Genomic DNA, 24,747 nt, shown 5'->3' with positions numbered 1-24,747 from the left:
TTATGTCTACTTTCTCCACTCGCATCACCAATCCCTTGTATTGGTTGTCTTGCCTTATTTTGTTATTGAGTGCCTGCCAATCTGACGACAACTCGCAAGTTTCAACAGCCAAAAACAGCATCAGCGCAGAGCCGGTATTAACTCAAGCAGTAAAAATGTACCAACAATCCATTGATATCACCGCGGTGGGCACCTCAAGAGCGCTTAAGTCAGTTGTTTTATATCCTAGAATCACAGGCATTATCGACAAAATAAACATTCAAGCAGGTCGTAAAGTCAGCGCCGGTACGACACTAGTTGAGCTAGATGCAAGCGAACAAATATTGCTGTTAAAACAAGCACAAATCACCTTAGATGACGCAAAACGAACTTACGATAGATACCACTCAGCCATTAGCAGTGGTGGTGTTACTCAATCTATTTTAGATGAAGCAAATACCGAGCTTGCCAGCGCACAAGTAGCCCAAAACCGCGCCAAAGTTTTATTATCATCAAATAAAAGCCCCGTTTACCGGCCATTTAGGCATTACTCAACTCGACCCTGGCGCATATGTAGACACACAAACGCCCATAGTTAGCTTAGACGACAGAAGTGCTTTGCTAATTATGTTTGAAGTTGCCGAAGCCTATTACAACCAAATAGCAATGGGCCAAAATATAGCGGTAGCGCCATGGCAAAACGCCAGTGCGCTAGAGCAAGCTAAAGTGGTTGATATCGACAGCCGCGTAGACCCACAAAGTCGGACCTTTACTGTACAAGCTAAGTTAGACAACCCGCTAGATAAATACCGCCCCGGCATGAGTTTTAAAGTTATGCTGAGTTTGATTGGCGGCGAGTACCCAGTGGTGCCAGAAACTGCGCTACAGTGGGGAGGCGATGGCGCTTATATTTGGCAAATTGTTGATCAGCACGCGACACGTTTGCCAGTTGTAGTTGTGCAAAGGCTTAAAGGTGAAATTTTAGTTGAAGGTGATTTACCCAGCGGCAGTATCGTAGTTAAAGAAGGCATACAGGGTATGCGTGAAGGCAAAAAAGTAGCAGATGTAACCGCGCAAGTTCAGCAAAGGTTATTAGGCAATGAGTGAATTTATTAAAGACGACTTGGCCTCGTTAAGCGTACGTCGCCCGTTTCTAATTTTAGTAATTAATTTATTAATCGCGTTGGCAGGTTTAGCAGCACTTACTTACGTTGAAGTACGCGAGTTACCTGACGTTGATCGCCCTGTTGTATCTGTTAGAGGTGTATTGCCAGGGGCTACACCTGAAACCATGGATGCTGAAGTGACGGCGATAATCGAAGGGGCAATGGCGCGTGTATCTGGCATAAAAAACATTCGTTCATCCAGTGAAGAAAACAACTTTCGTATTCATGCTGAGTTCACCGCCGAAACCGATTTAATGACTGCAGCGTCAGATGTCCGTGAAGCGGTTAATCAAGTGCAGCGAGAATTACCCGACAATGTTGAGCGTATTAGTGTGGTAAAAGCACAAGACGATGCGCGGCCAATTATTAATATCGCCATTACCAGCCAAAATTTACAACAAGAAGAACTCACGCGTATTATTGAAAAAGATATTGTGCCTGAAATTATTGGCATTAACGGTGTTGCCGATGTGCCACTATTTGGCGATAGAAAACGTGTATTACATGTGGTGCTAAACCCACTTCGTTTAGCCAGTTTTGGCTTAACGGTAAATGATTTAGCTGATGTTTTGCGCGATGCACCACTAGATGTGCCAACGGGTAGTTTTCGTGCACAAGACCAAGAGTTACTCGTGCGAGCCAATGCAACCACAGTCACTGAGCAACAAGTTAAAAATATCATTATCAATGGTACGACACGTATCGGTGATGTTGCACAAGTCTATTTTGGCCCAGAAGACGTCGACTCGCTGGTGTATCTAAACAAAAAACCCGTCATCGGCTTAGGGGTCATTCGCCAAGCGCACTCAAATACCATAGAAATATCTGACAAAGTTAACCAAGCCATCGCTCGTCTCAATGACAAATATGACAACATTCAACTAACCATCACCTCTGATAACGCTGTATTTATTAAAAGCTCAGTTCGTGAGGTTTTAACCAGTTTAGCAATGACAATCGCCATAGTAGTTGCGTCATTATGGTTATTTCTAGGCAGCTTACGTGCAACACTTATTCCCAGTACTGCCATTCCATTGGCACTAATTGGCACCTTAGCGGGTATCTGGTTAATGGGCTTTTCTATCAATATCACAACTTTATTAGCCATTGTTTTAGCCACAGGTTTAGTGGTAGATGATGCAATAGTTGTACTAGAAAACATTCAGCGTTTAAGTTTACAAGGGTTAAAACCAAGAGCCGCGGCGGTGTTAGGTACGCGCCAAGTGATATTCGCCGTTATCGCAACCACAGCTGTGTTAGTCAGTGTATTTGTGCCGATAGCGCTCATTCCAGGCTCTGCCGGTAAAATGTTCCGTGAGTTTGGTTTTGTTTTAGCTTGCGCTGTGATTATTTCGTCATTTGTTGCTTTATCGATAGTGCCTGCAATGGCGGCACGTTTCCCATTGGTTAAAGCGAAAAAATCGGCGCAACCCAATATTCTTGCGCGTTGTGGCCTAGCATTGGCAAATTTATATGCTCGCTCAATACATTTTGTATTGAATCACGCTACTTGGTTTTTCTTACTCGCGTTGGCCTCGGCAATTGCCGCTGGTTGGGTTTATCCAAAACTGGCGAACGAGCTGTTACCCAGTGAAGACCGAGGTGTCCTATACATTGACGCAACCGGTCCTGATGGTGTTGGGTTAAATTATATTGCCCGCCAAGCAGAACAAATTGAGGCGATTGCTCAACCTTATATTCAGCAGGGCATCATAACCGATATGTTCACAACAGTGGGCCGATACGATCCAAATCGAGCACAAGTCATGTTGCCGTTTGTCCCTTGGGAACAAAGGACAGTGAGTCAACAAAGTGTCATGGCTGAAATTAAACAACAAGTGAGCCAAATACCAGGTGCTCGAGTACGAGTTGGCAGTCCAAACAGTTTATCGATACGTGGCAATGTTGGTGGCATTGAAGTAGCTTTATTAGGCAATGATTACAACGACATTTATGCAGCGTCATTGGCTATGGTGGATGCCATTAATCAACAAAGTAGCCACATTAGCCAACCTGATATTTCTTACCGACCTACTCAGCCACAATTGTCACTAGAAATTGACCGACGCCGCGCTGCCGATTTAGGTATATCACTGAATGAAATTGCCAATACTTTACGCGCAGTCGTAGATGGTTGGGATCTAGTTGACTTAAGCATTGCTGATGAATCGATTCCAATTATGTTAGAAACCTCGTCGACACGAGTGTCGTCTCCACAAGATTTAGCCAACTTATATGTATCTAGCGCATCGGGGCGGCAATTGCCGCTTTCGAGTGTGGTAACAATGAAAGAAAATAGTGTTGCGGCTGAATTAGACCGCCACGCACAACGCCGAGCTATAGAAATAAAAGCTAATGTAGCTGAAGGTTACCCCTTAGCTGATGCCATGCAAGAAATGCAAAATATTGCCAAACAAGTGTTACCCGATGATGTGCACATGATATTTTTAGGTGAAGCGCAAACCCTTGAAGAAACCTCCAACGAAGTTGCCTTTACTTATGCAATTGCTTTGTTAGTCGTATTTTTAGTGTTATGTGCACAATTTGAAGGTATCGCCAGCGCAATCAATGTTATGACTGTGGTGCCGTTTGGTTTAGCCGCAGCCATTTACGCGTTATGGTTAACCGACACTAGCGTGAATATTTATTCGCAAATTGGCTTAGTGATGTTAATTGGCTTAATGGCTAAAAACGGTATTTTGATTGTTGAATTTGCCGACCAGCTACGTGATAAAGGTTTTGATATACGCAAAGCAATTGAGCAAGCCGCTAATGTACGTTTACGACCCATAGCGCTGACCATGGTTTCAACCATTCTCGGTGGCTTACCACTTATTTTAAGCGCGGGAGCAGGTGCAGAAGCACGCAGCGCCATTGGTTGGGTAATGTTTGGTGGTTTAGGTTTAGCTGCGTTATTTACCTTGTATTTAACCCCTGTTGTGTATTTAGCCACAGCTAAATTTCACAAACCGAGAGGCCATGAACAAGCCGCCCTAGAACAAGAGCTACAACAGGTTGAACAAGTGCATTGATCTTTTTATCCTATGCGCAGGTTAAATGCGTTATGCAAGGGCTGCGGCACAACAACCGAGTAAACCTACATTCGACGCTAGGCCGATCAAAAAGAAATATGATCTTGGGCTAGGATTAGCTTCAGTGGCAATTACGTAATACAGTAGCATATGTATTATGCGCGACACTGCAAAAATCCAAACCAGCAACCCCGTCCAAAAAATATCCGCACCAACAAGAATTGCTAAAAAAGAAGTGCCTAGCATTGCAGGCACATTTTCTATCGAATTCATAAAAGTACGATGTGACCTAAACACGAATGACGAATGACTTAAATTCTGGTCAATTTTTCCAGGGATCGCCCCAGCTTGAGCACCTTTACTTCCGCTTGCTACAAACCACTGAATCAACCAAGTGAGAATGATAGTAAACAAGCCCCAAAAAGCGACTAAATACAAATCCACAAAATTCATAATATTTCCTGAGCCAATATCATGCAGTTCCAGACGAATAATCAAATTCAAACGCGGGGGCATTTGCGCCTATTGATAAGCTCGCTAATGAAAGTTCGATGCAAGCTTGCCAATGACCAGCACGGCAATGATATGAACACTTCCCGCCTAATTTTTGCGCCCGGCTAGACATTATTGCGAGTCCCCGCTTTTCACCCGCAATAGCGTTTGGTGCAACACCATCATTATCGACAACCAATCGCAAGACTTCCGCGTCTTGAGCAAAAGTAACAGTTAAGTTAGAACAATCCGCATGTTTGAGCGCATTTGTCACGGCCTCGCGCACAATTCGAGTTAGTTCGGCATACTGCCCTACACCTAAAATTAAGTTTATCTGCTGAGCTTGCCACGCCAATTTTGCTCCATGGTCGTTACAACGGCGAGTGGTTTCTTCGCGCCACTGTATACATGCGGCGTCAAAAGATAAAGATTCACCCTCCATATCTTTTAATAAGTTACGCAAGTCTCGAATAGCATCTCGAACCAATGGCTTACTATCTGGGTCTGATTTATGTAACAAGTGTAATAGCTTCGCACCTAAATCATCATGCATATCTCGGCGAATTCGATACCTTTCTTCTTTTGCACCTTCAACGAATGCCACTTGCGCTTGAGCAACCAATTTATACAATGCCAGTACGAGTTTAGCGATATTGACATCTTGTGCATTAAACAGTCGAGAGCCTTGTTGCGCATGTTGTAACAACCAAAATTTTTCAGTTGAGGTGTCAATCACCTTCAGCGCTTGCCCATTACTTAATAAACTAACACTGTTATCATTTTCGAGTGCATCATGCTCTTCAATCGACAATGGGTGAAATACCGCATTGAGCGCATCCTCTAGGCCAGAACGGTTCTGTGATTGCTGCGCAACCAACATTGCAGGCAAAGCATTTGCCAACCATTTATCTAGCTCGCGTTGATTATGCATAAACCATTTTTTCCACGCATACTGTCGTAACGGGAAATACAACCAACCGACCAGCGCAACGGAAAGCGTTAAAGTGACAGGGCCAGATAAGCTTAACAATGAGACCAATAACATATCTGCCAACATAATCGCTAGTCCGCCCAGCAACCACCCCCACAAGGCAAACCACCATCGGTCTAAGTCAAAAAGTTGATAACGAACCACCCCTGTCGCCATGCCTGCGTACATTAGTAAAAACGTCGTAAATAACAACCCTTGGGAAGCTGGCGTTGCCGTTTGTAAAATGGCTGGTAATATCATCCCACCAGCAAAAAAAGCTGTACCTGCCAATATAGAAACAACAATCCAACGCGAAGCGGCACGAGGAATAGGCTGCCCACGAGTTTGCCACCACTGCCACAATGAGCCCAATAACCCAGTTAAAAAGATCCCCATTACCCACAAGTGAAATCCTTCGACAGGTGATGTCACCAACTGGGCTTGGTCGATGCAAAATGAACAGAAAAAAGCGGCATAGAATACCCGAGTTAACCAAGGAGAAGGGGATTTAACTGGATAGTTCCAAATAAAAACACTGAGCGAAGCAGAGAACAATAAAGCGCCAAAATGATTTAACCCAGACAGCCATACAAATAAATCAGACGAAATGAACAATTCCCTTGTGCTATATACTGCAGCCGCAGAAGAAAACATAACGTAGCTTAACCCAGTTAAGGTAAAAGCATTTATCGCGGTACTTCGCTTGGCAGGTACCCAAACCATCAGACACATAACCATACCTGCCAAACCACAAATCAGCTGCAACCAAAACAACCCAGGCAAGTCAAATATAGATCGAGTGTCCAGCAAAACCTCAGTGATATTGTTATGTGTATCTCTAATTTGCAAGCGTCCTGCAACCAACGCATCATGCAGTGCTTGATGATGCTGAAAAAACTGGTTTAAGCTAGCGTAATCAGGCAAGATGTCCGGCTCTTCATAACCTAGAGTAGGTTCGGCTTCAATTTCCCCGGTTGGCGTAATAAACGCCGCAACTTCAAATGCATTTTGATTTGGAAGCTGCGCTAAAATGGATGTCGCAGTTGTGGAAAAAGTGTAGTTGCTACTGGGTAAAGAAACAGACAATCCGATTGCCAACATTCCATACATAAGTACCAATATAAGTCCTGCTGAAATACGCGTTTTGAGTGACAGCATATAATGTTCCTGTTGTTGCATTCTCCCCCCTATTTTGGGGGTTGAACGAATAGTTGTAAGGCAGCTATTTTATTATTACTCTTAAAATTAACGTCTGTAAATATCTAGGAATGTGTCAATGAACGAGATTCAAAAAATATTAATTATTGAAGACATTCCAGAAGTTTCGTTCTGGTTACATGCGCAAGTGAGTGCTTTATTACCAGAAAGACCAATAGATCATGCCGATACTTTGGCAATGGCCAACAAAGCTGCATCGTTGCAAACTTACGATCTTGTTTTGGTTGATCTAGGATTACCTGACGGAAACGGTAGTAGCTTTATTAAAGCATATAAAACAACACAACCAAATGCACTTTGCGTTGTTACAACCATATTTGACGATGCCGAACACCTTATCGAAGCTTTGCGTGCTGGAGCCGATGGGTATTTGCTTAAAGATGACACTGAAAGTGATTTTATCAATCAGCTAGCGGGGATTCTGGATGGGCGCCCACCACTTTCTGCCTCCATTGCTCGTTTTCTATTGGAACAGTTTCATCCAAACAAAGAAGAACAAATTGTCTTAACTCAACGAGAAACCGACATGTTAACACTTGCCGCAAAGGGACTCAGTGTAAAGCACGCAGCTGAGTTGCTTGGTATTAGTTACAATACGGCAGCTGGCTACCTCAAAGAGGTTTACCGCAAGTTGCAGGTTAACACGCGCGCTGAAGCAACAATTAAAGCGATTAATCTAGGTTTGATAAACGCCAAGTAACCCTCGTTCATGGGGGATCCTTGGGGCAAACAAACCTATTAACCCTTAACTAAGATACTACTACGCCTGTACAAAACATTTGCTCAGCTACCTGAACTATTCGAACTGCCAACGCTACAATAGAGTAATAAGTTGCACAAAACAGCGCCATTGGCGCTGTTTTAAATCGAACGTTTCAAACAAAAGTTTGATTATGCGACATCAAATCTATCGGCATTCATCACTTTAGTCCAAGCTTTAACAAAGTCATTTACAAACTTAGTTTGATTGCCAGCTGACGCATATACCTCAGCAATTGCCCGCAATTGTGAGTTTGAACCAAAAACTAAATCAACCCGAGTGCCGGTCCATTTGACGGCTCCTGTTTTGCGGTCTTTGCCTTCAAAAGTTTGTGCATCGTTAGAGGTTGGTTTCCACTGTGTGCTCATATCCAACAAATTGACAAAAAAGTCGTTAGTTAAACTGCCAACATTATTGGTAAACACACCGTGGTTGCTGCCATCACTGTTTGTCCCCAATACACGCAAACCACCGACTAACGCAGTCATTTCAGGTGCAGTTAGCGTTAAGAGCTGCGCTCGGTCAACTAAAATGTGCTCAGCTGGTACTGCATACTGCTTTTTCAAGTAGTTAACGAAACCATCTGCTTTTGGCTCTAAGGGCTCGAATGAGTCAATATCAGTTTGCGATTGTTCTGCGTCAACTCGACCCGGTGTAAAGGGAACTGAAACTGAGTGCCCTGCTTTACTGGCGGCTTGCTCAATACCAACATTACCTGCGAGCACAATCAAATCAGCTAATGACACACCATTATCACCCGTTTGCGCTTGGTTAAATTCAGTTTGAATGGCCTCTAACACAGCTAAAACTTTAGCCAAACGTTGCGGGTTATTTGCTTGCCAGTCTTTTTGTGGAGCTAAGCGAACACGAGCACCATTAGCACCACCTCGCATATCTGAACCACGGAAAGTTGCAGCGCTCGACCATGCTGTTGCAACCAACTCACCGACAGACAAACCGCTTGCACCGATTTTATTTTTTAATTCGATGATAGCCTGTTCAGATAACGGTGCATATTTTGCTGCAGGCAATGGGTCTTGCCATAACAAATCTTCAGCAGGTACTTCTGGGCCTAAATAGCGAGCTTTTGGCCCCATATCTCTGTGGGTTAATTTAAACCAAGCACGGGCAAATGCATCGGCAAACTCGTCTGGTTTTTGTAAAAAACGACGCGATATTTTTTCGTACGCAGGGTCGAATCGCAACGACAAGTCAGTCGTTAACATAGTCGGCTTTTGCTTTTTATTTGCATCGAATGCATCTGGAATCACGTCATCAGCATCTTTAGCGACCCACTGATGAGCACCAGCTGGGCTTTTCGTTAACTCCCAGTCGTATTTAAACAAATTTTCAAAAAAATTATTGCTCCACTGGGTTGGCGTTTCTGTCCAAGTCACTTCCAAACCACTGGTAATGGCATCTGCACCTTTACCTGATTTGTGAGTACTCATCCAACCAAAGCCTTGCTCTTCGATATTTGCACCTTCAGGCTCAACACCTACGTTGGCAGCGTCACCTGCACCATGCGTTTTACCAAAGGTATGTCCACCGGCTATTAACGCAACCGTTTCTTCATCATCCATTGCCATACGCGCAAAGGTTTCACGGATGTCTTTGGCGGCTAAAACTGGGTCTGGGTTACCATCTGGCCCTTCAGGATTTACATAAATCAAGCCCATTAACACTGCTGCTAAAGGGTTTTCTAAGTCACGATCACCAGTATAACGTTTGTCGGTTAACCAGTCGGTTTCGTTACCCCAATATATATCTAACTCAGGCTCCCATATGTCTTCGCGACCACCAGCAAAACCAAAGGTCTTAAAGCCCATAGATTCAAGCGCGACGTTGCCAGCTAAGATCATTAAATCAGCCCAAGAAATCGCATCACCATATTTTTGTTTAATCGGCCACAATAAACGGCGAGCTTTATCCAAATTGCCATTGTCTGGCCAACTGTTTAATGGTGCAAATCTCTGACTACCCGTACCTGAACCACCGCGCCCATCACCAATTCGGTAGGTCCCAGCACTGTGCCACGCCATACGAATAAATAAACCACCATAATGACCAAAGTCTGCAGGCCACCAGTCTTGCGAGTCGGTCATTAAATCAGTTAAGTCTTTTTTTAGTGCTTCGTAGTTAATGGCGTTAAATGCTTGTGCGTAATTAAAATCGCTTTCCATTGGGTTGGATTTAGCGGATTGTTGGTGAAGAATTTCTAACTTTAATCGGTTTGGCCACCAGTCTTGATTCGTTGTACCGCCACCTGCAGCTTGGTGAAATGGACATTTACTTGCTGACATATTTAACTCTCCGTATTGTTGTTAAAAAAGGCACTGTGCATGCCAGAGTGTTACGTATAGTTATAGTAAAAAGATCAGGTTACAGCCAATTGATAAAAACGGTTGCTGCAATCGAAAATTTGAAATTGCTGAGTGTTTTCAGCGCTCAAAATATCAGATTGGGTGTTTGGAAATTGGGGACTAGGTACAGAAGGTGTTGTGCCATCCTTGGCTAGGGATCATCCTACTGCTTTATAATCAAACCACTAATTTTACGCCAATCAACCAACTTAAAGTTCTGCGGCTGCACCGGCATAATATTGCGACCATCTTGCACAACCAAAGCACCTAATGGATACAAATCGCCTAATGGCGCAGCAATAACAGCTAAACCATCAGTTTCCGACGCACCGTCAATGCCCTTTTGCACATCAGCGACAATATTAAATTTAGCCACAACATGGCCTCGACTGGCATTTTTAGCTAAATCAAATACAACATAACTATCATCACCTTGGCTAGATGCAACCAAGTATTTTTCAGAGCGATTTTTTGCTGCGCTCTTGTTAGGTAAATACAAAGACAAACCCTCAACATCATCGACCAATACATCACCATCTACTTGATAAAATGGCGCTAATCTTGTGCCAGCATCAGGCTCAGCACCTATAGTCCAAATGCCCCAATCTTCTTCACCTAGATACAAAGTTTGTGTTTGTGCATCAGCCACGCATCCTTCAGGTTGGCTCGCCACTTTAAACTCACGTACTAACTTGCCTGTTACTTGATTAGTAGAAAAGTCCAACTGGTATTGATGATAAATACCACTTTCATCATTAATAAAAACAAAATAATCTCCAGTTATCGGTGACTGATATTGGCACAAACCATATACATCCGGCAGGCTAGTTGGCAAATTCGCTAACTCAGAAATGACGCCAGTGTGAGAGATTTTATACATGGTAATGCTGTTATACGTACGGTTACTGGCTGTGGCAAAATCAAATTTGTCGCCGTTAAACTCAGCGCCGTAGCTAATATCAATATTGTTAATACGGCCTGATGCTATTGTCTCAACCAATTCACCGGCTAAGTTGTAAACGTTTAAACCATACCTTTTATCCGTGGTTAAAATTAAGCTGTCAGCGCCATTGTTTGGGTTTAACCAAACTTCCGGGTCGTCCGCTGCATCACCAAAACGTGCAACAGGTGCAGTTTGCATATCAGCAGTTAGTTGTGATGCGCCTTGTTTAGCAATGCTTTTATCTGCGACCATAAGTGGCAATTCTATCGAATAATAAGCGCCCGATTCATCATCATAAAAATTGGCTAGCCATTTATTATCCGCAGTTTGTTGCGCATCTATACTTTCAATTGTAAAACCGGCAACTGAATACACTTGCGCTAAGTGGCTACTATTATCAGTCTGGTAATGTTGAATTTGCTCAGCTTCTGGTAATGCAACTAACAAGCTTCCATCAATTAATAAACTGATGTCTTTAATTTCACCGTCAATTTGACCAAACGGTGCAACTAAGGCAATCGGTGTGCGCGACAACTCTTTTTCGGGATTGGTCGGATACGCCCATACGCCAGCGCTTTCTTCAGCTACATATACTTGTTGTTTAACATCGTCGACTACACAAGCACTAGCGCCTGGAGGAGCTGAAAAACTGCGCACTAGAACATTGCTTGGTTGCGCATTTGGCTGATTAAGATAAACAATACGTTGTTCAACTTGCTGCTGAGCAGTTAACCAAAAGCTGCTTAGCTGGCCATTTTGATAGGCTAAACATTGGTTATCAATCACGCTCGCTTCAGGTTTAATGGTATTTAACAAAGTGATCTTATGCGTTTGCGCGTTAGCAGCTAGCACGACTTTAAACAACAAAAACTGCCCTGCTTCTTTATCAACACTGCTGACAAACCAAGTTTTGTTGTCTAATTGACGAATATCTAACGACTCAAAGTTACCCGCATAGTTTTGTACCATTTTGCCTTGTTGATTAATTAACATTAATCCGAAATTTTCGCTGTTGGCTACCCAAGTATCTTGGTTAAGCTGAATAACCTTCTGCCCATTTAATTTATCGTGCTGAAAAATTTGCTGTGGCGCTTTTGCTAATGCTTGAACAGCAGAATGGGCTGTTGTTTCTATGCTCGATTGACAAGCAGCTAACGCGAAAACGGCAGCTGTGATAACAACCGAAACCTTAGCTAATTTGTTGTGGGTAAGCTGATGGAAATATTGCATGTTTTATTACTCTTACTAAATTCTTGCGGGCAATTAGCCAAACATATGGCTAATTGCAGGGTGTGAATTACTTGGTCGCCGGATGTGGTATATCTTTGCTATACAAGATTTGTCCTTCGGCACTAACCATTTGAATTAACATTGAGTTTTGCTTAAGCGACACTGCGGTAACCCCAGCGGTTGCTTTAGCAAATTGAGTGAATTCGCGTGGTTTAACATGACGCACGGCAGAGCCTGCACCCGAGATAAAATGGTGGACGGTTGTGCCTTGCGGTTGGTTGTGTTGCAAATCATGCTCATGGCCTGCGAAATACGCATTTACCTGATACTTTTCCATTAACGGCTCTAATTTGTGTCTAACCGAGTCGGTTTTGCCATAACGTTTACCACTGGAATACATAGGATGATGACCAATTACAATAATCCATCTGTCATCTGCGCCTTTCAGTTGCTGTTCAAACCAGTTAAGTTGTTGCTGACTGTTTTGCGAACGCACTGGCAAGTATTTGTCTTCAACGTAATATTTATCTTCAAACGGACTGGTATCTAAAAATATCAACAACAAAGTATCGTTCGAATCATTTAGCTGCATACGCTTGCTGTAATAACGAGCAGGCATATTCCAGCGCTGACTGACTTGGGTGTAGTCTATTTGCGCTTGCACATTGCCGCGGTAATCGTGGTTGCCTAACACTAAATACCAAGGCTCAAATAAATGAGGGCCGGAATAAATATCTTCGTACGACGACTGCAAATACGGATCATTTACGCTCGCCACGCCATCTGGATAGAAATTATCGCCAGTCGACAAAATAAACTCGCCATCCAGCCAATACATTAAATTATCCATTTGTTCAGCTACGGCTTTTTGTTGAAAGTGGCCATTGCGACCCCAATCACCCACAACCAAAAAGTTTAACGCCTGTTCGTCAACTTTAAGATCAGCAATTAAATTTTGTTGATACCAAGTTTCATCTTTAAACACTTGATTCGACAGCGCCACTGGCGCTGTCAAACAAGTTACTGCAATTAATAACCACTTAATCATTAGAACGACGCCCAGCTAAAACCAAGTTGGAAGGTACGGCCGTATGTCTCGTACTGCGCATTTTGATTGCGATTATCAAAATAGTGGTACATTGGCTCGTCGTTAATATTGACCGCATTAAAGTAAATATGCGTTTGTTGGTTAATGTAGTACTTACCACTGAAATCAAGTTGGGTGTGTGCATCTTCATAACGCAGCATACCGTCATCAATTTCTTCTAGATTTTTGCTTTTGTATACGCTGGTTAAACGCAAACTTACCGTATCGTTTTCAAAACCGAGTGTGAAGTTAGCAATAGTATCTGACTGGTTAGGTAGCTGAGTTTCAAATACCTCACCATCAACAATTGTGGTTGCTTCTGAATCTGTCAAAGTGGCATTGGCAGCCAACAACAAACCTGAATCAAAGCTTTTAACCCAAGCAAGTTCAACACCGTGTAATTTAGCACTTTGACCATTAATTGGTTGGAATACTTCATCGTAACCTTGCCATTCGCTAGTGCCTGCGACATCAACCACAATAACAAAGTTGTCGATTGATTTATGGAAGTAACCCGCCGACAATACCCCAATATGGCCTGGGTAATATTCAAGTGACAAGTCGAAGTTGTCAGCAAAATATGGTTTTAAGCTTGGGTTACCGGCTTCGGCTTCGCGCTCTGTTTCAAACTCACCGTCGTCGTTTTCTTCAGTTGAACTTTCAATAATTTGATAAGCACCAACATCTTCAAATTTAGGACGAGCTAAAGTTTGAGTGTAAGCAGCACGGGCAATTAATTTGTCAGATAGCTCATAACGCAAGTTGATGCTTGGCAACAATTTGCTGTAACTCTCTTCTGTTGACCAAGGGGTGTTTTGTACTTCTTCAACATCATTTTGCTCATCTTCTACCAACTCAACTTTGGCGCCCTGAGTCGAAAAATCTGTTTGTTCGTAACGAACACCAGCAACCACATTGAGTTTGCCAAAATCAGCGCTAACCATGGCATAAGTGGCAAAGATATCTTCGTTAATAGTGTAACTAGCACCTTGTGATTCTAAATCTGAATCTAACTCAACTTTTTCAAAACCAGCTTTATTTTGTTTGGTGAAGTTACGCAATGCTTGTCTATTTAAACCTGGGCCAAAATCGCCTAACGACCAATCAGGTGTTGCGGTTGCAAAATCTGTTGGGGTAAACGCATCAAAACCATCATCATATATATCTATGATTGCGCGTGCAGTTTTTTCACGTTGGCGCAGCTTTATACCGCTTTTAAATTCATAAGCTGTACCCGCGGCCAATAGTTTTTTCGTTAGGTCTAGTTTAAAGCTACTCTCTTCGTCTTGAGCAAATTCACTTTCGTCTGATACTTCGTCTAATTCATAATTGGTAAAATCAGCGACATTTGCACCTTGGGTGATCTGAGGAATTTGTCCTTGCATGTTAGAATCAAAGGTTAGTCCTTCACCTTTAAGGGTATAATACAAAGCGTTAGGATTTTCTTCTTCCGCTTTTGAATAACCCAGTTGGTAGTTAACCGTGAGGCTATCTACTTGGTGTTCGCCACCTGCAGTTAAGCTGATAATTTGCTGAGTTTCTTTTCTGTCTTTGGTCGCACGCTCAATTTCACCTTCGTCGTCAAATACAAAGGTATTGCTTAAGCGATATTCGTCATCACTAAATTCACTGAATAATGTGCGCACAAAATATTGGTTATTAAAATCTGGGCGATAATCTAAGTTCACTGCAGCACCAATACGTTCGCGAGTAATTGCATAAAATCTTTGTTCAATTTCATCATCACCATTACTCTCAATATTGTCTGAACCAAATTCACGGTCTGAATATGAAAGTGCTGCAGCTACGGCAAAAGTATCATCAAAAATATCAGTGTAACTTGCCGATACTTTTGGGCTGTTGCTATCGCGCAATTGATTTTGCGCCATTTCAGCAGAAAAAGTTATGCTTTGTTGCGCGCGGTCAAAACCACTTAGGCTTTTAACTTCAATTGAACCACCAATTGCGTCAGCGTCCATATCCGGTGTTACCGATTTGGAAACTTCTAAGCCACCCACTAAGTTTGATGGGATCACATCTAATGCAACCGAGCGCACACCCGACTCAGGAGACGGCACATTTAAACCATTAATAGTCACATTATTTAAGTTAGGATCGATACCACGAATACCAACAAAACGCCCTTCACCTTGGTCACGCTCAATAAACATACCTGGTAAACGTTGCAAAGCTTCAGAAACATTTTGGTCTGGAAATTGGCCAATGGCATCAGCCGAGACTATCGACTTAATGCTATCAGCGTTTTTCTGCGCGTTAATTGCCCCCGCTTGGCCAGCACGCTGTGCGTAAACTACTATGTCTTCTAATTGCGCTTGGTCTGCAAACATCAGGTTTTGTTCAACCGTCCCGGTTTGGTTAACAGTTACAGTTGTTTCGCTGCTGCCTGCACCTATATATTCAACAACCACTTTGTATTCGCCTGCGGGCAAATTGGCGAAACGATAAACACCTGATTGGTCTGTTGTAGTAACCAAATCTAGCTCAGCTATGCTGACTTTAGCTCCCTTGTATAACTGTGAACCATTTGCATCAGTTACTTTACCAACTAACCCACCTGCAGTTGCTGAAACCGAAGTTAATGCAGCAGCAATTGCAGTTGTTAGCGCGAGTTTATTACAATATTTTTTGCTCATTTTTAGCGCGTTCCATAAATGTATTAAACAGTGAATCAAACAATCAATTTGTGCGCATTTAAAAAGTGTTCGGCAAACTTTGCTGTGAAAGTTTTATGACAACAGGTCATTTAGCCGAGTTAATCGCCCATTACAATGGCCATTGCCAGTGAATTTGACCTGATACCACCCCAAACAAAAATCATAAAAATCAACAAATTAAAATAAATCTTTGATAAAAACAGTTCTAATCAAGCAAAAACAACAGGCTTTGGACTAAATTGGCTGAGCCAAATTGACCCTTTTAACTCACCGCAGTTTAAGTTAGTTTCTGCAGCAAATAACTTAAGCTCAGCAAAATCAAACATTCGTTATGGATTTTTTATTTTTAAAACGGCACTACAAAATTGTTGCCGCTATTTTTATAACTGTCGGGGCATTACTAGCAGCCGTATTTACTCAAGGTCAATTGAAAAGTGGGCAAACGACCGACTGGTTAGATGTATTAGGTGAAGGTGGCATATTTGTTATGACAGCTGTGTGGTTGTTTTTTCTGCTTGCCAGTCGCCCAGCTGGTAAAGTGACCTATTTATTGTCTATCGGGCTAACCTGCTTTTTATGCTCAAGTTTGCTCGATTTAACCGACGAATTTGTCAGCTATCCAAGCAAAGAGTTTTGGTTGTATTGGATAGAGTCACTCCCCGCGCTAGTTGGTATGGTATTAATGACTTGGGGTTTATACCAATGGCACCACGAACAACTTAAACTACACCAACAACTGAGCCGCCGCGAAGCCTTTTACCGCGAGCATAGCCAAATAGACTATATTACCCAATTGTATAGTGCTGACTATATGCGTGACCATTTAAGTCAGTTAATCGCCGAGCAACAAAATTATGCACTGGCGATGTTAGATATTCGCAATTTTGCTGAGTTTAACCGCAGGTATTCTACACAAGACGGTGACAGACTGCTGCGTGAAGTAGCCGATTTGATTGTGATGAATTTGCGCACGGCAGACTTAGCCTGCCGTTATGCAGGTGATCGTTTTATAATTGTTATGCCCAATACCGAACTAGCCGAAGCACAGGAAGTTTGCGAACAAATTCAACAAGCGGTTAAATCTCTAGCATTTAAACCCAACGGCAATAACAAAGCCGTTTACCACAAAATTGCCACAGCTGTGGTGCTGTCTGAACCAGCGCAACAGTTTGAACAAGTCATTCGCCAAGTTAATTTAGCTTTGGAAAAATAAGCTGAATGAGCAAATTTGCCACGCCAGTTATATATGCCGATAGCAAATGTTTACCGTTGCAACATTTGCCAACTAGCATTATCGATTTAGCGCTATCACGCGGAGTCTACCCTGAAAAAATATTGCGTGGCAGTGGTATATTTTTACAAGATTTAACCGCAGAAGGAGCAGCGGGAAAGCAACTCACGAGCCCAGAACAAGTCATAAAATTGTTAGACAAAACCAAACAATATATCACGGGTTATGATTCAAGCTTTCTACTCGGGCAGCGCCTGTTACCTGGGCAATATGGCGCATTTTCTCAAGCGCTACAGCACGCCACAAATTTGGCTGAATTATTGAAGGTGTTTGCCCATTACCAGAGTTTAATCAATCCATTTATTGGCTGTGAATTACGCACAAGCCAGCAACAGCTGCACTTATATTTTTACGATGCGATAGGCTTAACCGAAGAACAGTATATATATCTGCTCGAAGTAGTGTTAACCGCACTTACTAGCTGTATTAAGTACTTAACCAATAGTAAAATAAAAATGCACTATCAATTTAAGCATAATCGACCAAGGTATATTCAAGAATACGAAGAAAACTTGGGCTTTAACCTAGCATTTGATCAACTCGCTGATGTGGTTAGTATAGATAAAACCAAATTAAAGCAAAATTTTAGATTTACTAGCCCGATAAAACAGCAACTGGCGATGCAGCAACTTGCACAAACATCCGTCGCTCAGCCTTTTTTACAGCAGATTCGTAACATGATCCGCAAAAACCGCAGCCTAACGCTCGAGGAACTTGCATTAAGGTTAGATATGAGCCCTGCGAGTTTGAAGCGAAAATTAAAACAACATAAAACACGCTTTTTAGCCATACAAGACCAACAGCAAAAAGAAAAAGTTATTCATTGGTTGAGATACCAAAGCTATACCAACGAACAACTCGCCAACAAACTTGGGTTCAACGACTTAGCTAACTTTCGACGGGCGTTTAAACGCTGGTTTAATATGACACCAAGTGGTTATAAAAGTACTTATCTGAATAATCTCAATCAATTGAGTGAATATTGACTAAGTGTCAGTAATACCTACAATAATCGCCCCATTGTATGGCCGACAGCCAGCATGGAAACAAGTACCCTTCAAATTGATTTGAAATGTCATGAAAGCCTGCCATGCTTAATGTACTAGATGTATCCAGAATTCAGGTTATGTAATTATTCTAGTGAGTTGACAATTCCGTATAAATTAAGGCCACCATGTTTATTCGCTTACTGAAAAACATTTTTACCAACAAAGCTAGTCAGTCGCGATCGACTGAGATGGCAACTGGGCAATCCGCTGTGAGCGATAATTTTCGCTTCTCTGCACAGCTTGATTTAACTAAAGACCACAATAGCCAGTTAGTCGATAGTAAACTGCAACATGCAGTCGACACTGCGTTTTACGATTATTTATTGGGTGCGAGTGAACCACAATCGCAAATGACTGAGATGGAACAAACCATCTACAACCAAGTGGATAAATTACTCGCCCAGCCTGATAGCATTCTTAATGAGCTGCCAGCAATGCCACATTCTGTCGCCACTATGATCTCTATGATGAATAGTGACGACTTCAATACTCAAACATTGCTAAATCTCATCAAACAAGAGCCAGCTGTTTCAGCGGCAATTCTAGCCTTAGCTAATTCACCAATGTTTCGCCGTTCTGAAAAACCTGTCGCGGGCTTAAAAAGCGCATTTGTTCAACTTGGTGCTAACGGCATAAAAGAATGTGTGTTAATGAGCTTTATTAAACGCTTTAATCCAGCCGAGGCCAGTTACTTTCAGTCGTTTGGTGAAAACTTATGGGAGCATGCACAACAATCAGCTTTATTTGCAAAACAACTCGCGACTGAAGAATTAAACCCACAAGCGGGCAATCTTGCCTTTTTAGCGGGTTTAATTAATCAATTGGGAAAAATGATAATTTTCCAGCTGGTGATAGATGCGTACAAAGTTGTTAATGCAGGTGTTCAACCTAACTCGTTTTATATCAAAGCGATTATGCGTCAACGTGGCAGCGAATTGATTTTATCAATAGCAAAACACTGGAATTTGCCTAAGGCTTTAGTTGATGCGTTAGAAGACCCCAAGCGTGTGTATATGAGTTACGATTCTATTGCCGCGTTTGTTAGCCAAGGTTCAACCATTAGCCAGCTTGAATGTATCTGCCAAGCTGAATTACTGTCATCAGATATATGTATTAGATACGCCAACCAAAAGTTAATTTCACCCGAAGCATCTACTTTGTTATATGACGTATTAGGTGAAATTGAAAAGAATAAACAGAGCGACGAATAACCCCTACATAACCAGAGCTTTAGGTTAACTGTTCTGCCATAAATCCACTATGGCAGAATCAAGCGTATTATACCTTGCTGGCAATTGGTGATTTTTCTTTTTAACTTTATACAAGTTTTCAACTACTGGCCTTTTTGGTTTGTAGACTTGTAATAAATGTTTGTCGGCAAAACTATCTACCGCACTTTTTGGCAACACAGTAAACCCAAGCCCTTTAGACACAGGCAAGAGAATTTGGCTAATTTGGTTGATATAGGTTGCAATAGGCAATTGATTAAAGTCTAAATTTGCGAAATTTTCTTCATGGCATTGGGCTAAGTACAAGGCTAAATAATGTTCAGCATCAGGATGTGCAACCAATCCTAGCTGCAACAAATGGGCTTGCTCTAACTGCACAATTTCTTGTTGTGCTGGCAAAACTAAGCAGAGCTCATCTTGCGCTATTTTTTCCACGCTAAACCAAGCTGAGTCAGGTACATGGGTAACAATTCCAATATCGATGTCACCTTGTTTTATTTCAGCCAAGACCTGCTGATTAGGCGCGGCTTTTAATTTAATGGTTAGCTCAGGGTACTGTAACTGCAAATCGAGCAATTTGGGGTACAGCAGAAGCGCGACAGAGCCAGAGCATGCTAACGAACATTGGCCTCGAACCGGGCTATCACCAAGGAGTTGTTCAAGAAAAGCCTGCTCGTTTTTGACCAATTCTTCAGCATACTTATACAACAACTTGCCTTGTTCAGTTACATCAAAACGTTTTTTCTCTCGTCTAATTAACTGCGCACCACAAGCCTCTTCAAGTTTACGTATATGCTGACTAACACCCGGCTGGGTCATAAATAATTTTTCGGCTGCTTTAGTAAAGTGGCCAGTATCCACCAGAGTTTTAAATGTATTTAACCAAACAGGATTGAGCATACAAAAACCATAATTTTTTATTATCAATTCAATTATAAATGATAATTTAAATTAATAAACCTAATACCATAACATTACCTTCTAGTTTGAATATGTAACCAAAACTCAGGAGTATTTTATGAAAATGAATCATGTTGGCATTATGGTTGGTGATATGGACCAAGCAGTTGAGTTTTATACACAAGTGCTTGGCCTTCGGCTGATTATGAACAATACAAAAATAATTGAAGAGCGCAAAACCGCTATCGGCCGTATGTGCATCGCCGTTTTTGGTGAAGGTTTCGATAGTTTTAATATCGCCCATATGGTGACAACAGATGGTATAGGTGTTGAATTATTTGAAATGAAACATCGTGCTGAACGCCACGACTTAGACTTTTCTCGACTTGGTATTTTTCATTTCTGCTTACAAACAGGTGATTTTGAAACTGTGATGCGCAAAACCGAAGAATACGGTGGCAAAGTACGTATGGATGTCATGCGCTACCACCCAGACGATGACAATAAACCAGCCAAAATGGTGTATTTAGAAGACCCATTTGGTAATTTATTTGAACTTTATTCGCATAGTTATGAAGAAACTTATGCAACGGATTATGAATAAAGTAATACCGCAGCTCAAATAGATTTGGGCTGCGCAACTAACAATAAAACTTCCACACCTTTGCGCTTGCATCGCAGCATAATCATATTTCCCAATCCAACTTACACAACTTATCGATAAACCATTCAAAAGCCTTGCCGTCCTGCCCTTTGTTCCAGGCTATATATAGCGCATGCTTTCCTCTAGGAATGGCGCAAGGCTTTTGGACTAATTCACCACTGTCTAAGTAGGGTCTAGCATAATGCAGTGGTAAGAAACCAATGCCAATGCCCTGCAGCTGCGCTTGCAGTTTGGCATCCATGTTATTGACCCGAATGACTTGTTTGCTGCTAAATAACCCGCTGTCTCTGCTCGGTAACAGCTGTGATGTGTCAGCGACAACAATAGATGGGTATTGGCGTAAATGTTCAGCATCAATGGTCTCTTCGATTACCGCTAACGGGTGCGACGGTGGTACGGCAAATACAAATGTTATTTCAGCCATTTTATAGGTGTGAAATAACCCTTTGGGTAAATCGCCGGATGCACCAATCACAATATCAGCGCGTTTACTATGTAACGCATCCCAACCGCCGCCTAACGACTCCACACTAATAGAAACATCAACATTTTGTGGTAGTTGAGTAAATTCACCAAGTAGTTGAAACAGCTTATCTTGAGGTACCACAGTGTCGCGCGCTATGCGCAATTGTTTTTCCCAACCCGACTCTAATTGTGCAACGGCATCGACCATTTTATTTGCAGCATGCAGTATTTGCCGGCCGTGTTCCAGCACCAATTTACCTGCGGGGGTTAGTATGGCTCTTTGTTTAGATCTATCAAACAAAGGTGCACCAATATCCTCTTCAAGCTTTTTAATGGTATAAGTTAACGTCGATGGTACTTTGTATAAAGACTCAGCTGCCGCAGCAAAACTACCTTTTTTGTCTATCGCGTCAAGCGCTTTAAGTGCATCTAAAGTGATTGCTTGGTACATATCTTCATTTATTCAAAATATTTGAACTAACCCTTCAAAATGTTCCGATTTTCTATTGAAGTTAGCATACCTATACTTAATTTCAACGAGTGATTGTCACTTTAAAGTTAATATTAAGAGGTATATAACAATGAAAGCTTTAATTCAAAAATTATCAACATCTACTGCAGGTTATTCAACTTTAGCTCTACGTGTACCAGTCGGTATTATTTTTATCGCTCATGGCGCTCAAAAATTATTTGGCTGGTTTGGCGGTTATGGTCTAGATGGCACAGGCGGTTGGATGGAATCTATTGGTTTAGCACCTGGCTTTTTAATGGCGTTATTGGCAGGTAGTGCTGAGTTTTTTGGTGGTTTATTTATTTTACTGGGATTGTTAACTCGTCCTGCGGCCGCTGCTCTCGCCTTTACTATGGTTATTGCAATATTTTCAGTGCACTTTGCCAACGGCTTGTTTATGGCCAACAATGGTTATGAGTTTGGGTTAGCGTTATTAGCTGCAAGTGTTTCGTTAGTACTTTCAGGCTCAGGTAAAGCTGCAGTTGACCAAATTTTAGCGAAAAAGCTGGCTTAATCGCCAGCTTGATTTAGGAGAAACGATTATGATTTCAGTTCGTAAGTCTAGCGAGCGCGGCAAAGCGTCATTTGGTTGGTTAGATAGCCGCCATACTTTTTCATTTGGCCACTATTACGACCCAAAGCATATGGGCTTTTCAGCACTTAGAGTTATTAATGATGACGTGGTTAAGCCCGCGGCAGGTTTTGACACACATGGTCATAAAGATATGGAAATCATCAGTTATGTTTTACAAGGCAGCATTCAACACAAAGACAGTGCTGGCAATGTGCAAACTTTACCTGCGGGTGAATTTCAACTTATGTCTGCGGGTAAAGGTATTTTGCATAGCGAATACAATGCGTCTGCTACCGAAGATTTGCGCTTTTTACAAATTTGGATTGAGCCGAATACTTTTGGTGGGGAGCCAGATTATCAGCAAAAAGATTTTGGCCAGCAACTTGGTTTAACCACCATTGTGACGCCCGATGGGCAAGATGGGAGTTTAAAGATTAAACAAGATGCTAAATTACATCAATTAATACTACAGCCAGACCAAAACTTTCAGTTTCAATCGACTTTAGCTAGAAAAATTTATGTACATATAGTGAACGGAAAACTTGGTTTAGCGGGTATAACCTTAAGTCAAGGTGACGGTGGCAAGGTAACTGGTGAAAGTAAATTAGACTTCACCAACCACCACAATGCTAATGCAACTGCGTTAATTTTTGAGTTGCCATAATAGACGAGGAGGACAGTATGGGTTTGTTGGTGGATGGTGTCTGGCATAACAAATGGTATGACACCAAAAGCAATCAAGGTAAATTTAAACGAGAGGAGGCGCCGTTACGCAATTGGGTAACGGCTGATGGTTCAGCCGGTCCCACAGGCAAATCTGGCTTTAAGGCTGAATCGAATCGATACCACCTCTATGTGTCATTAGCCTGTCCTTGGGCGCATAGAACGTTAATTTTCAGGAAACTAAAGCAGCTAGAAAACCACATCTCAATTTCTGTTGTTAGCCCTGACATGCTCGACAACGGCTGGTCATTTGATCAAGCAGCCATGAGTAGTGGTGATCATTTGTTTAATTCAGAATATATGCACCAAATATATACACGTCATGATCCTAATTACACAGGCCGAGTCACAGTACCAGTGTTATGGGACAAAAAACAACAGTGTATTGTCAGTAACGAATCGTCAGAAATTATTCGCATGTTCAACAGTGCTTTTAACCACTTAACAGGAAATACTAATGACTACTATCCAGCTGAGCTAAGTAAACAAATAAACCAGATCAATGATTTGGTTTATCACAACATCAATAACGGTGTATATAAAGCTGGTTTTGCAACCACCCAGGTGGCATATGAGCAAGCTTATAACAACCTGTTTAATGCATTGGACGAGGTTGAAGCGCTACTAGCACGACAAGCCTATTTAGTTGGCGATAATTTAACTGAGGCTGACTGGCGTTTATTTACCACGCTCATTCGTTTCGACAGTGTTTACTTCGGCCACTTTAAATGTAATAAAAAGCCGTTAGAGCTGTACCCAAACATTTCGAACTATATTCGAGCCTTATATCAGCATCCGGGTATCGCTGAGACGGTTAACTTTAACCATATTAAACGCCATTATTATTTTAGCCACAGGCAGATTAATCCAACACAAATTGTGCCAGCCGGGCCGGAGATTGACTATACCCGCGAACACGACCGTACAGTAGTTCAGGGTAATTAAGTAAACTATTAGAAATAGTTGGATTGAAAATACAAAAAGGGCGCCTAAGCGCCCTTTTGTGTTGCATCTGGATATAATATCTTATTCAGCTGCTTCTGTAGCTTCTTCAGCTTCTTCAACCGCTGGGCGGTCTACTAACTCGATGTAAGCCATAGGTGCGTTGTCACCAGCGCGGAAACCACATTTTAAAATGCGAGTGTATCCACCTGGGCGCTCTTGGTAACGAGGACCAATTTCGCTAAACAATTTACCAACAACTTCTTTATCACGAGTTCGTGCGAAAGCTAAACGACGATTCGCTACACTGTCTTTTTTTGCTAAAGTAATTAGCGGCTCAATTACACGACGCAATTCTTTCGCTTTTGGCAATGTTGTTTTAATTACTTCGTGACGAACTAAAGAGCCCGCCATGTTGCTAAACATTGCACTGCGATGACTGCTGTTTCGGTTGAGCTGACGGCCACTTTTACGATGACGCATA

The 24,747-nt window shown here is 42.0% G+C and carries 20 protein-coding genes; 11 read left to right on the top strand and 9 right to left on the bottom strand.

Features of this window, described 5'->3' with window-relative positions; all coding sequences use genetic code 11:
* The first annotated feature begins 2 nt into the window (after positions 1-2).
* The 3 genes from DS2_RS19960 to DS2_RS13135 are packed head-to-tail and all read left to right on the top strand — an operon-like array spanning position 3 to position 4,177.
* Positions 3-578 carry an efflux RND transporter periplasmic adaptor subunit gene (locus tag DS2_RS19960; RefSeq protein ID WP_051479863.1) on the top strand — a complete coding sequence of 192 codons (576 nt, stop codon included), beginning with the start codon at positions 3-5 and terminating at the stop codon, positions 576-578.
* Complete coding sequence (locus DS2_RS19955; protein ID WP_081754269.1) at positions 496-1,086, top strand: efflux RND transporter periplasmic adaptor subunit; 591 nt, start codon at positions 496-498, stop codon at positions 1,084-1,086. The genes DS2_RS19960 and DS2_RS19955 overlap by 83 nt, the downstream gene beginning before the upstream one ends.
* Positions 1,079-4,177 carry an efflux RND transporter permease subunit gene (locus DS2_RS13135; RefSeq protein WP_035015283.1) on the top strand — a complete coding sequence of 1,033 codons (3,099 nt, stop codon included), beginning with the start codon at positions 1,079-1,081 and terminating at the stop codon, positions 4,175-4,177. The genes DS2_RS19955 and DS2_RS13135 overlap by 8 nt, the downstream gene beginning before the upstream one ends.
* A gap of 30 nt (positions 4,178-4,207) precedes the next feature.
* Here DS2_RS13135 and DS2_RS13130 read toward each other — a convergent pair whose 3' ends face one another.
* Together DS2_RS13130 and DS2_RS13125 are read right to left on the bottom strand one after the other, a co-directional pair.
* Entirely contained in the window at positions 4,208-4,630 is a 423-nt protein-coding gene (locus DS2_RS13130) for an MAPEG family protein (RefSeq protein WP_035015282.1), read from the bottom strand.
* A 19-nt stretch (positions 4,631-4,649) separates the two neighbouring features.
* On the bottom strand, positions 4,650-6,818 hold the full coding sequence (locus DS2_RS13125; protein WP_235188606.1) for a sensor histidine kinase: 2,169 nt from the start codon (positions 6,816-6,818) through the stop codon (positions 4,650-4,652).
* 97 nt (positions 6,819-6,915) lie between these two features.
* On the opposite strand from DS2_RS13125, the gene DS2_RS13120 reads away from it, so the two are divergent.
* Positions 6,916-7,557 (top strand): response regulator, encoded by a 642-nt coding sequence (locus tag DS2_RS13120; protein ID WP_051479861.1) that lies wholly within the window; start codon positions 6,916-6,918, stop codon positions 7,555-7,557.
* A gap of 191 nt (positions 7,558-7,748) precedes the next feature.
* On the opposite strand, the gene katG is transcribed toward DS2_RS13120, so the two are convergent.
* The 4 genes from katG to DS2_RS13100 all read right to left on the bottom strand — a co-directional run bounded on the left by katG (position 7,749) and on the right by DS2_RS13100 (position 15,894).
* Positions 7,749-9,920, bottom strand: coding sequence for a catalase/peroxidase HPI (gene katG / locus DS2_RS13115; RefSeq protein WP_035015281.1), 2,172 nt, complete (start codon positions 9,918-9,920; stop codon positions 7,749-7,751).
* Between the two features lie 223 nt (positions 9,921-10,143).
* Positions 10,144-12,153 (bottom strand): phytase, encoded by a 2,010-nt coding sequence (locus DS2_RS13110; protein ID WP_035015280.1) that lies wholly within the window; start codon positions 12,151-12,153, stop codon positions 10,144-10,146.
* 67 nt (positions 12,154-12,220) lie between these two features.
* Entirely contained in the window at positions 12,221-13,201 is a 981-nt protein-coding gene (locus tag DS2_RS13105; RefSeq protein ID WP_035015279.1) for a purple acid phosphatase family protein, read from the bottom strand.
* Positions 13,201-15,894, bottom strand: a complete 2,694-nt coding sequence (locus DS2_RS13100; protein ID WP_035015277.1) for a TonB-dependent receptor — start codon at positions 15,892-15,894, stop codon at positions 13,201-13,203. The genes DS2_RS13105 and DS2_RS13100 overlap by 1 nt, the downstream gene beginning before the upstream one ends.
* 352 nt (positions 15,895-16,246) lie before the next feature.
* Here DS2_RS13100 and DS2_RS13095 point away from each other — a divergent pair, with 352 nt between their 5' ends.
* The 3 genes from DS2_RS13095 (at position 16,247) to DS2_RS13085 (ending at position 19,466) form a co-directional block, all read left to right on the top strand.
* A complete protein-coding gene (locus DS2_RS13095) occupies positions 16,247-17,128 on the top strand; it encodes a GGDEF domain-containing protein (protein ID WP_035015276.1) in 882 nt (293 codons plus the stop codon).
* Positions 17,129-17,133: 5 nt separating this feature from the next.
* Positions 17,134-18,192, top strand: coding sequence for an AraC family transcriptional regulator (locus DS2_RS13090; RefSeq protein ID WP_035015275.1), 1,059 nt, complete (start codon positions 17,134-17,136; stop codon positions 18,190-18,192).
* A 188-nt stretch (positions 18,193-18,380) separates the two neighbouring features.
* Positions 18,381-19,466, top strand: a complete 1,086-nt coding sequence (locus tag DS2_RS13085; protein ID WP_035015274.1) for an HDOD domain-containing protein — start codon at positions 18,381-18,383, stop codon at positions 19,464-19,466.
* Positions 19,467-19,490: 24 nt separating this feature from the next.
* On the opposite strand, the gene DS2_RS13080 is transcribed toward DS2_RS13085, so the two are convergent.
* The gene (locus DS2_RS13080) at positions 19,491-20,384 is read right to left on the bottom strand and encodes a LysR family transcriptional regulator (RefSeq protein ID WP_035015273.1); all 894 of its coding nucleotides are present in this window, start codon (positions 20,382-20,384) and stop codon (positions 19,491-19,493) included.
* Positions 20,385-20,502: 118 nt separating this feature from the next.
* On the opposite strand from DS2_RS13080, the gene DS2_RS13075 reads away from it, so the two are divergent.
* Positions 20,503-20,988, top strand: a complete 486-nt coding sequence (locus DS2_RS13075; RefSeq protein WP_035015271.1) for a VOC family protein — start codon at positions 20,503-20,505, stop codon at positions 20,986-20,988.
* Between the two features lie 82 nt (positions 20,989-21,070).
* Here DS2_RS13075 and DS2_RS13070 read toward each other — a convergent pair whose 3' ends face one another.
* Positions 21,071-21,964: a LysR substrate-binding domain-containing protein gene (locus DS2_RS13070; protein ID WP_035015270.1), complete on the bottom strand. Its 894-nt coding sequence runs from the start codon at positions 21,962-21,964 to the stop codon at positions 21,071-21,073.
* A gap of 130 nt (positions 21,965-22,094) precedes the next feature.
* On the opposite strand from DS2_RS13070, the gene DS2_RS13065 reads away from it, so the two are divergent.
* From DS2_RS13065 to DS2_RS13055, 3 genes are read left to right on the top strand one after another with little or no spacing between them, the layout of a single operon-like run.
* On the top strand, positions 22,095-22,538 hold the full coding sequence (locus DS2_RS13065; RefSeq protein ID WP_035015269.1) for a DoxX family protein: 444 nt from the start codon (positions 22,095-22,097) through the stop codon (positions 22,536-22,538).
* Positions 22,539-22,566: 28 nt separating this feature from the next.
* Positions 22,567-23,262: a pirin family protein gene (locus tag DS2_RS13060; protein WP_035015268.1), complete on the top strand. Its 696-nt coding sequence runs from the start codon at positions 22,567-22,569 to the stop codon at positions 23,260-23,262.
* A 17-nt stretch (positions 23,263-23,279) separates the two neighbouring features.
* Entirely contained in the window at positions 23,280-24,266 is a 987-nt protein-coding gene (locus tag DS2_RS13055; RefSeq protein ID WP_035015267.1) for a glutathione S-transferase family protein, read from the top strand.
* 81 nt (positions 24,267-24,347) lie between these two features.
* Here the strand turns inward: DS2_RS13055 and rplQ are convergent, their stop codons facing one another.
* The gene (gene rplQ, locus DS2_RS13050) at positions 24,348-24,746 is read right to left on the bottom strand and encodes a 50S ribosomal protein L17 (RefSeq protein ID WP_035015266.1); all 399 of its coding nucleotides are present in this window, start codon (positions 24,744-24,746) and stop codon (positions 24,348-24,350) included.
* Position 24,747: the final 1 nt, after the last annotated feature.

Origin of the sequence: Catenovulum agarivorans DS-2 (assembly GCF_000568405.1) — a bacterium.
Lineage (GTDB): Bacteria > Pseudomonadota > Gammaproteobacteria > Enterobacterales > Alteromonadaceae > Catenovulum > Catenovulum agarivorans_A.
Note: the sequence above shows the minus strand (reverse complement) of the source record. Positions and strands in the feature narration are given on the sequence as shown.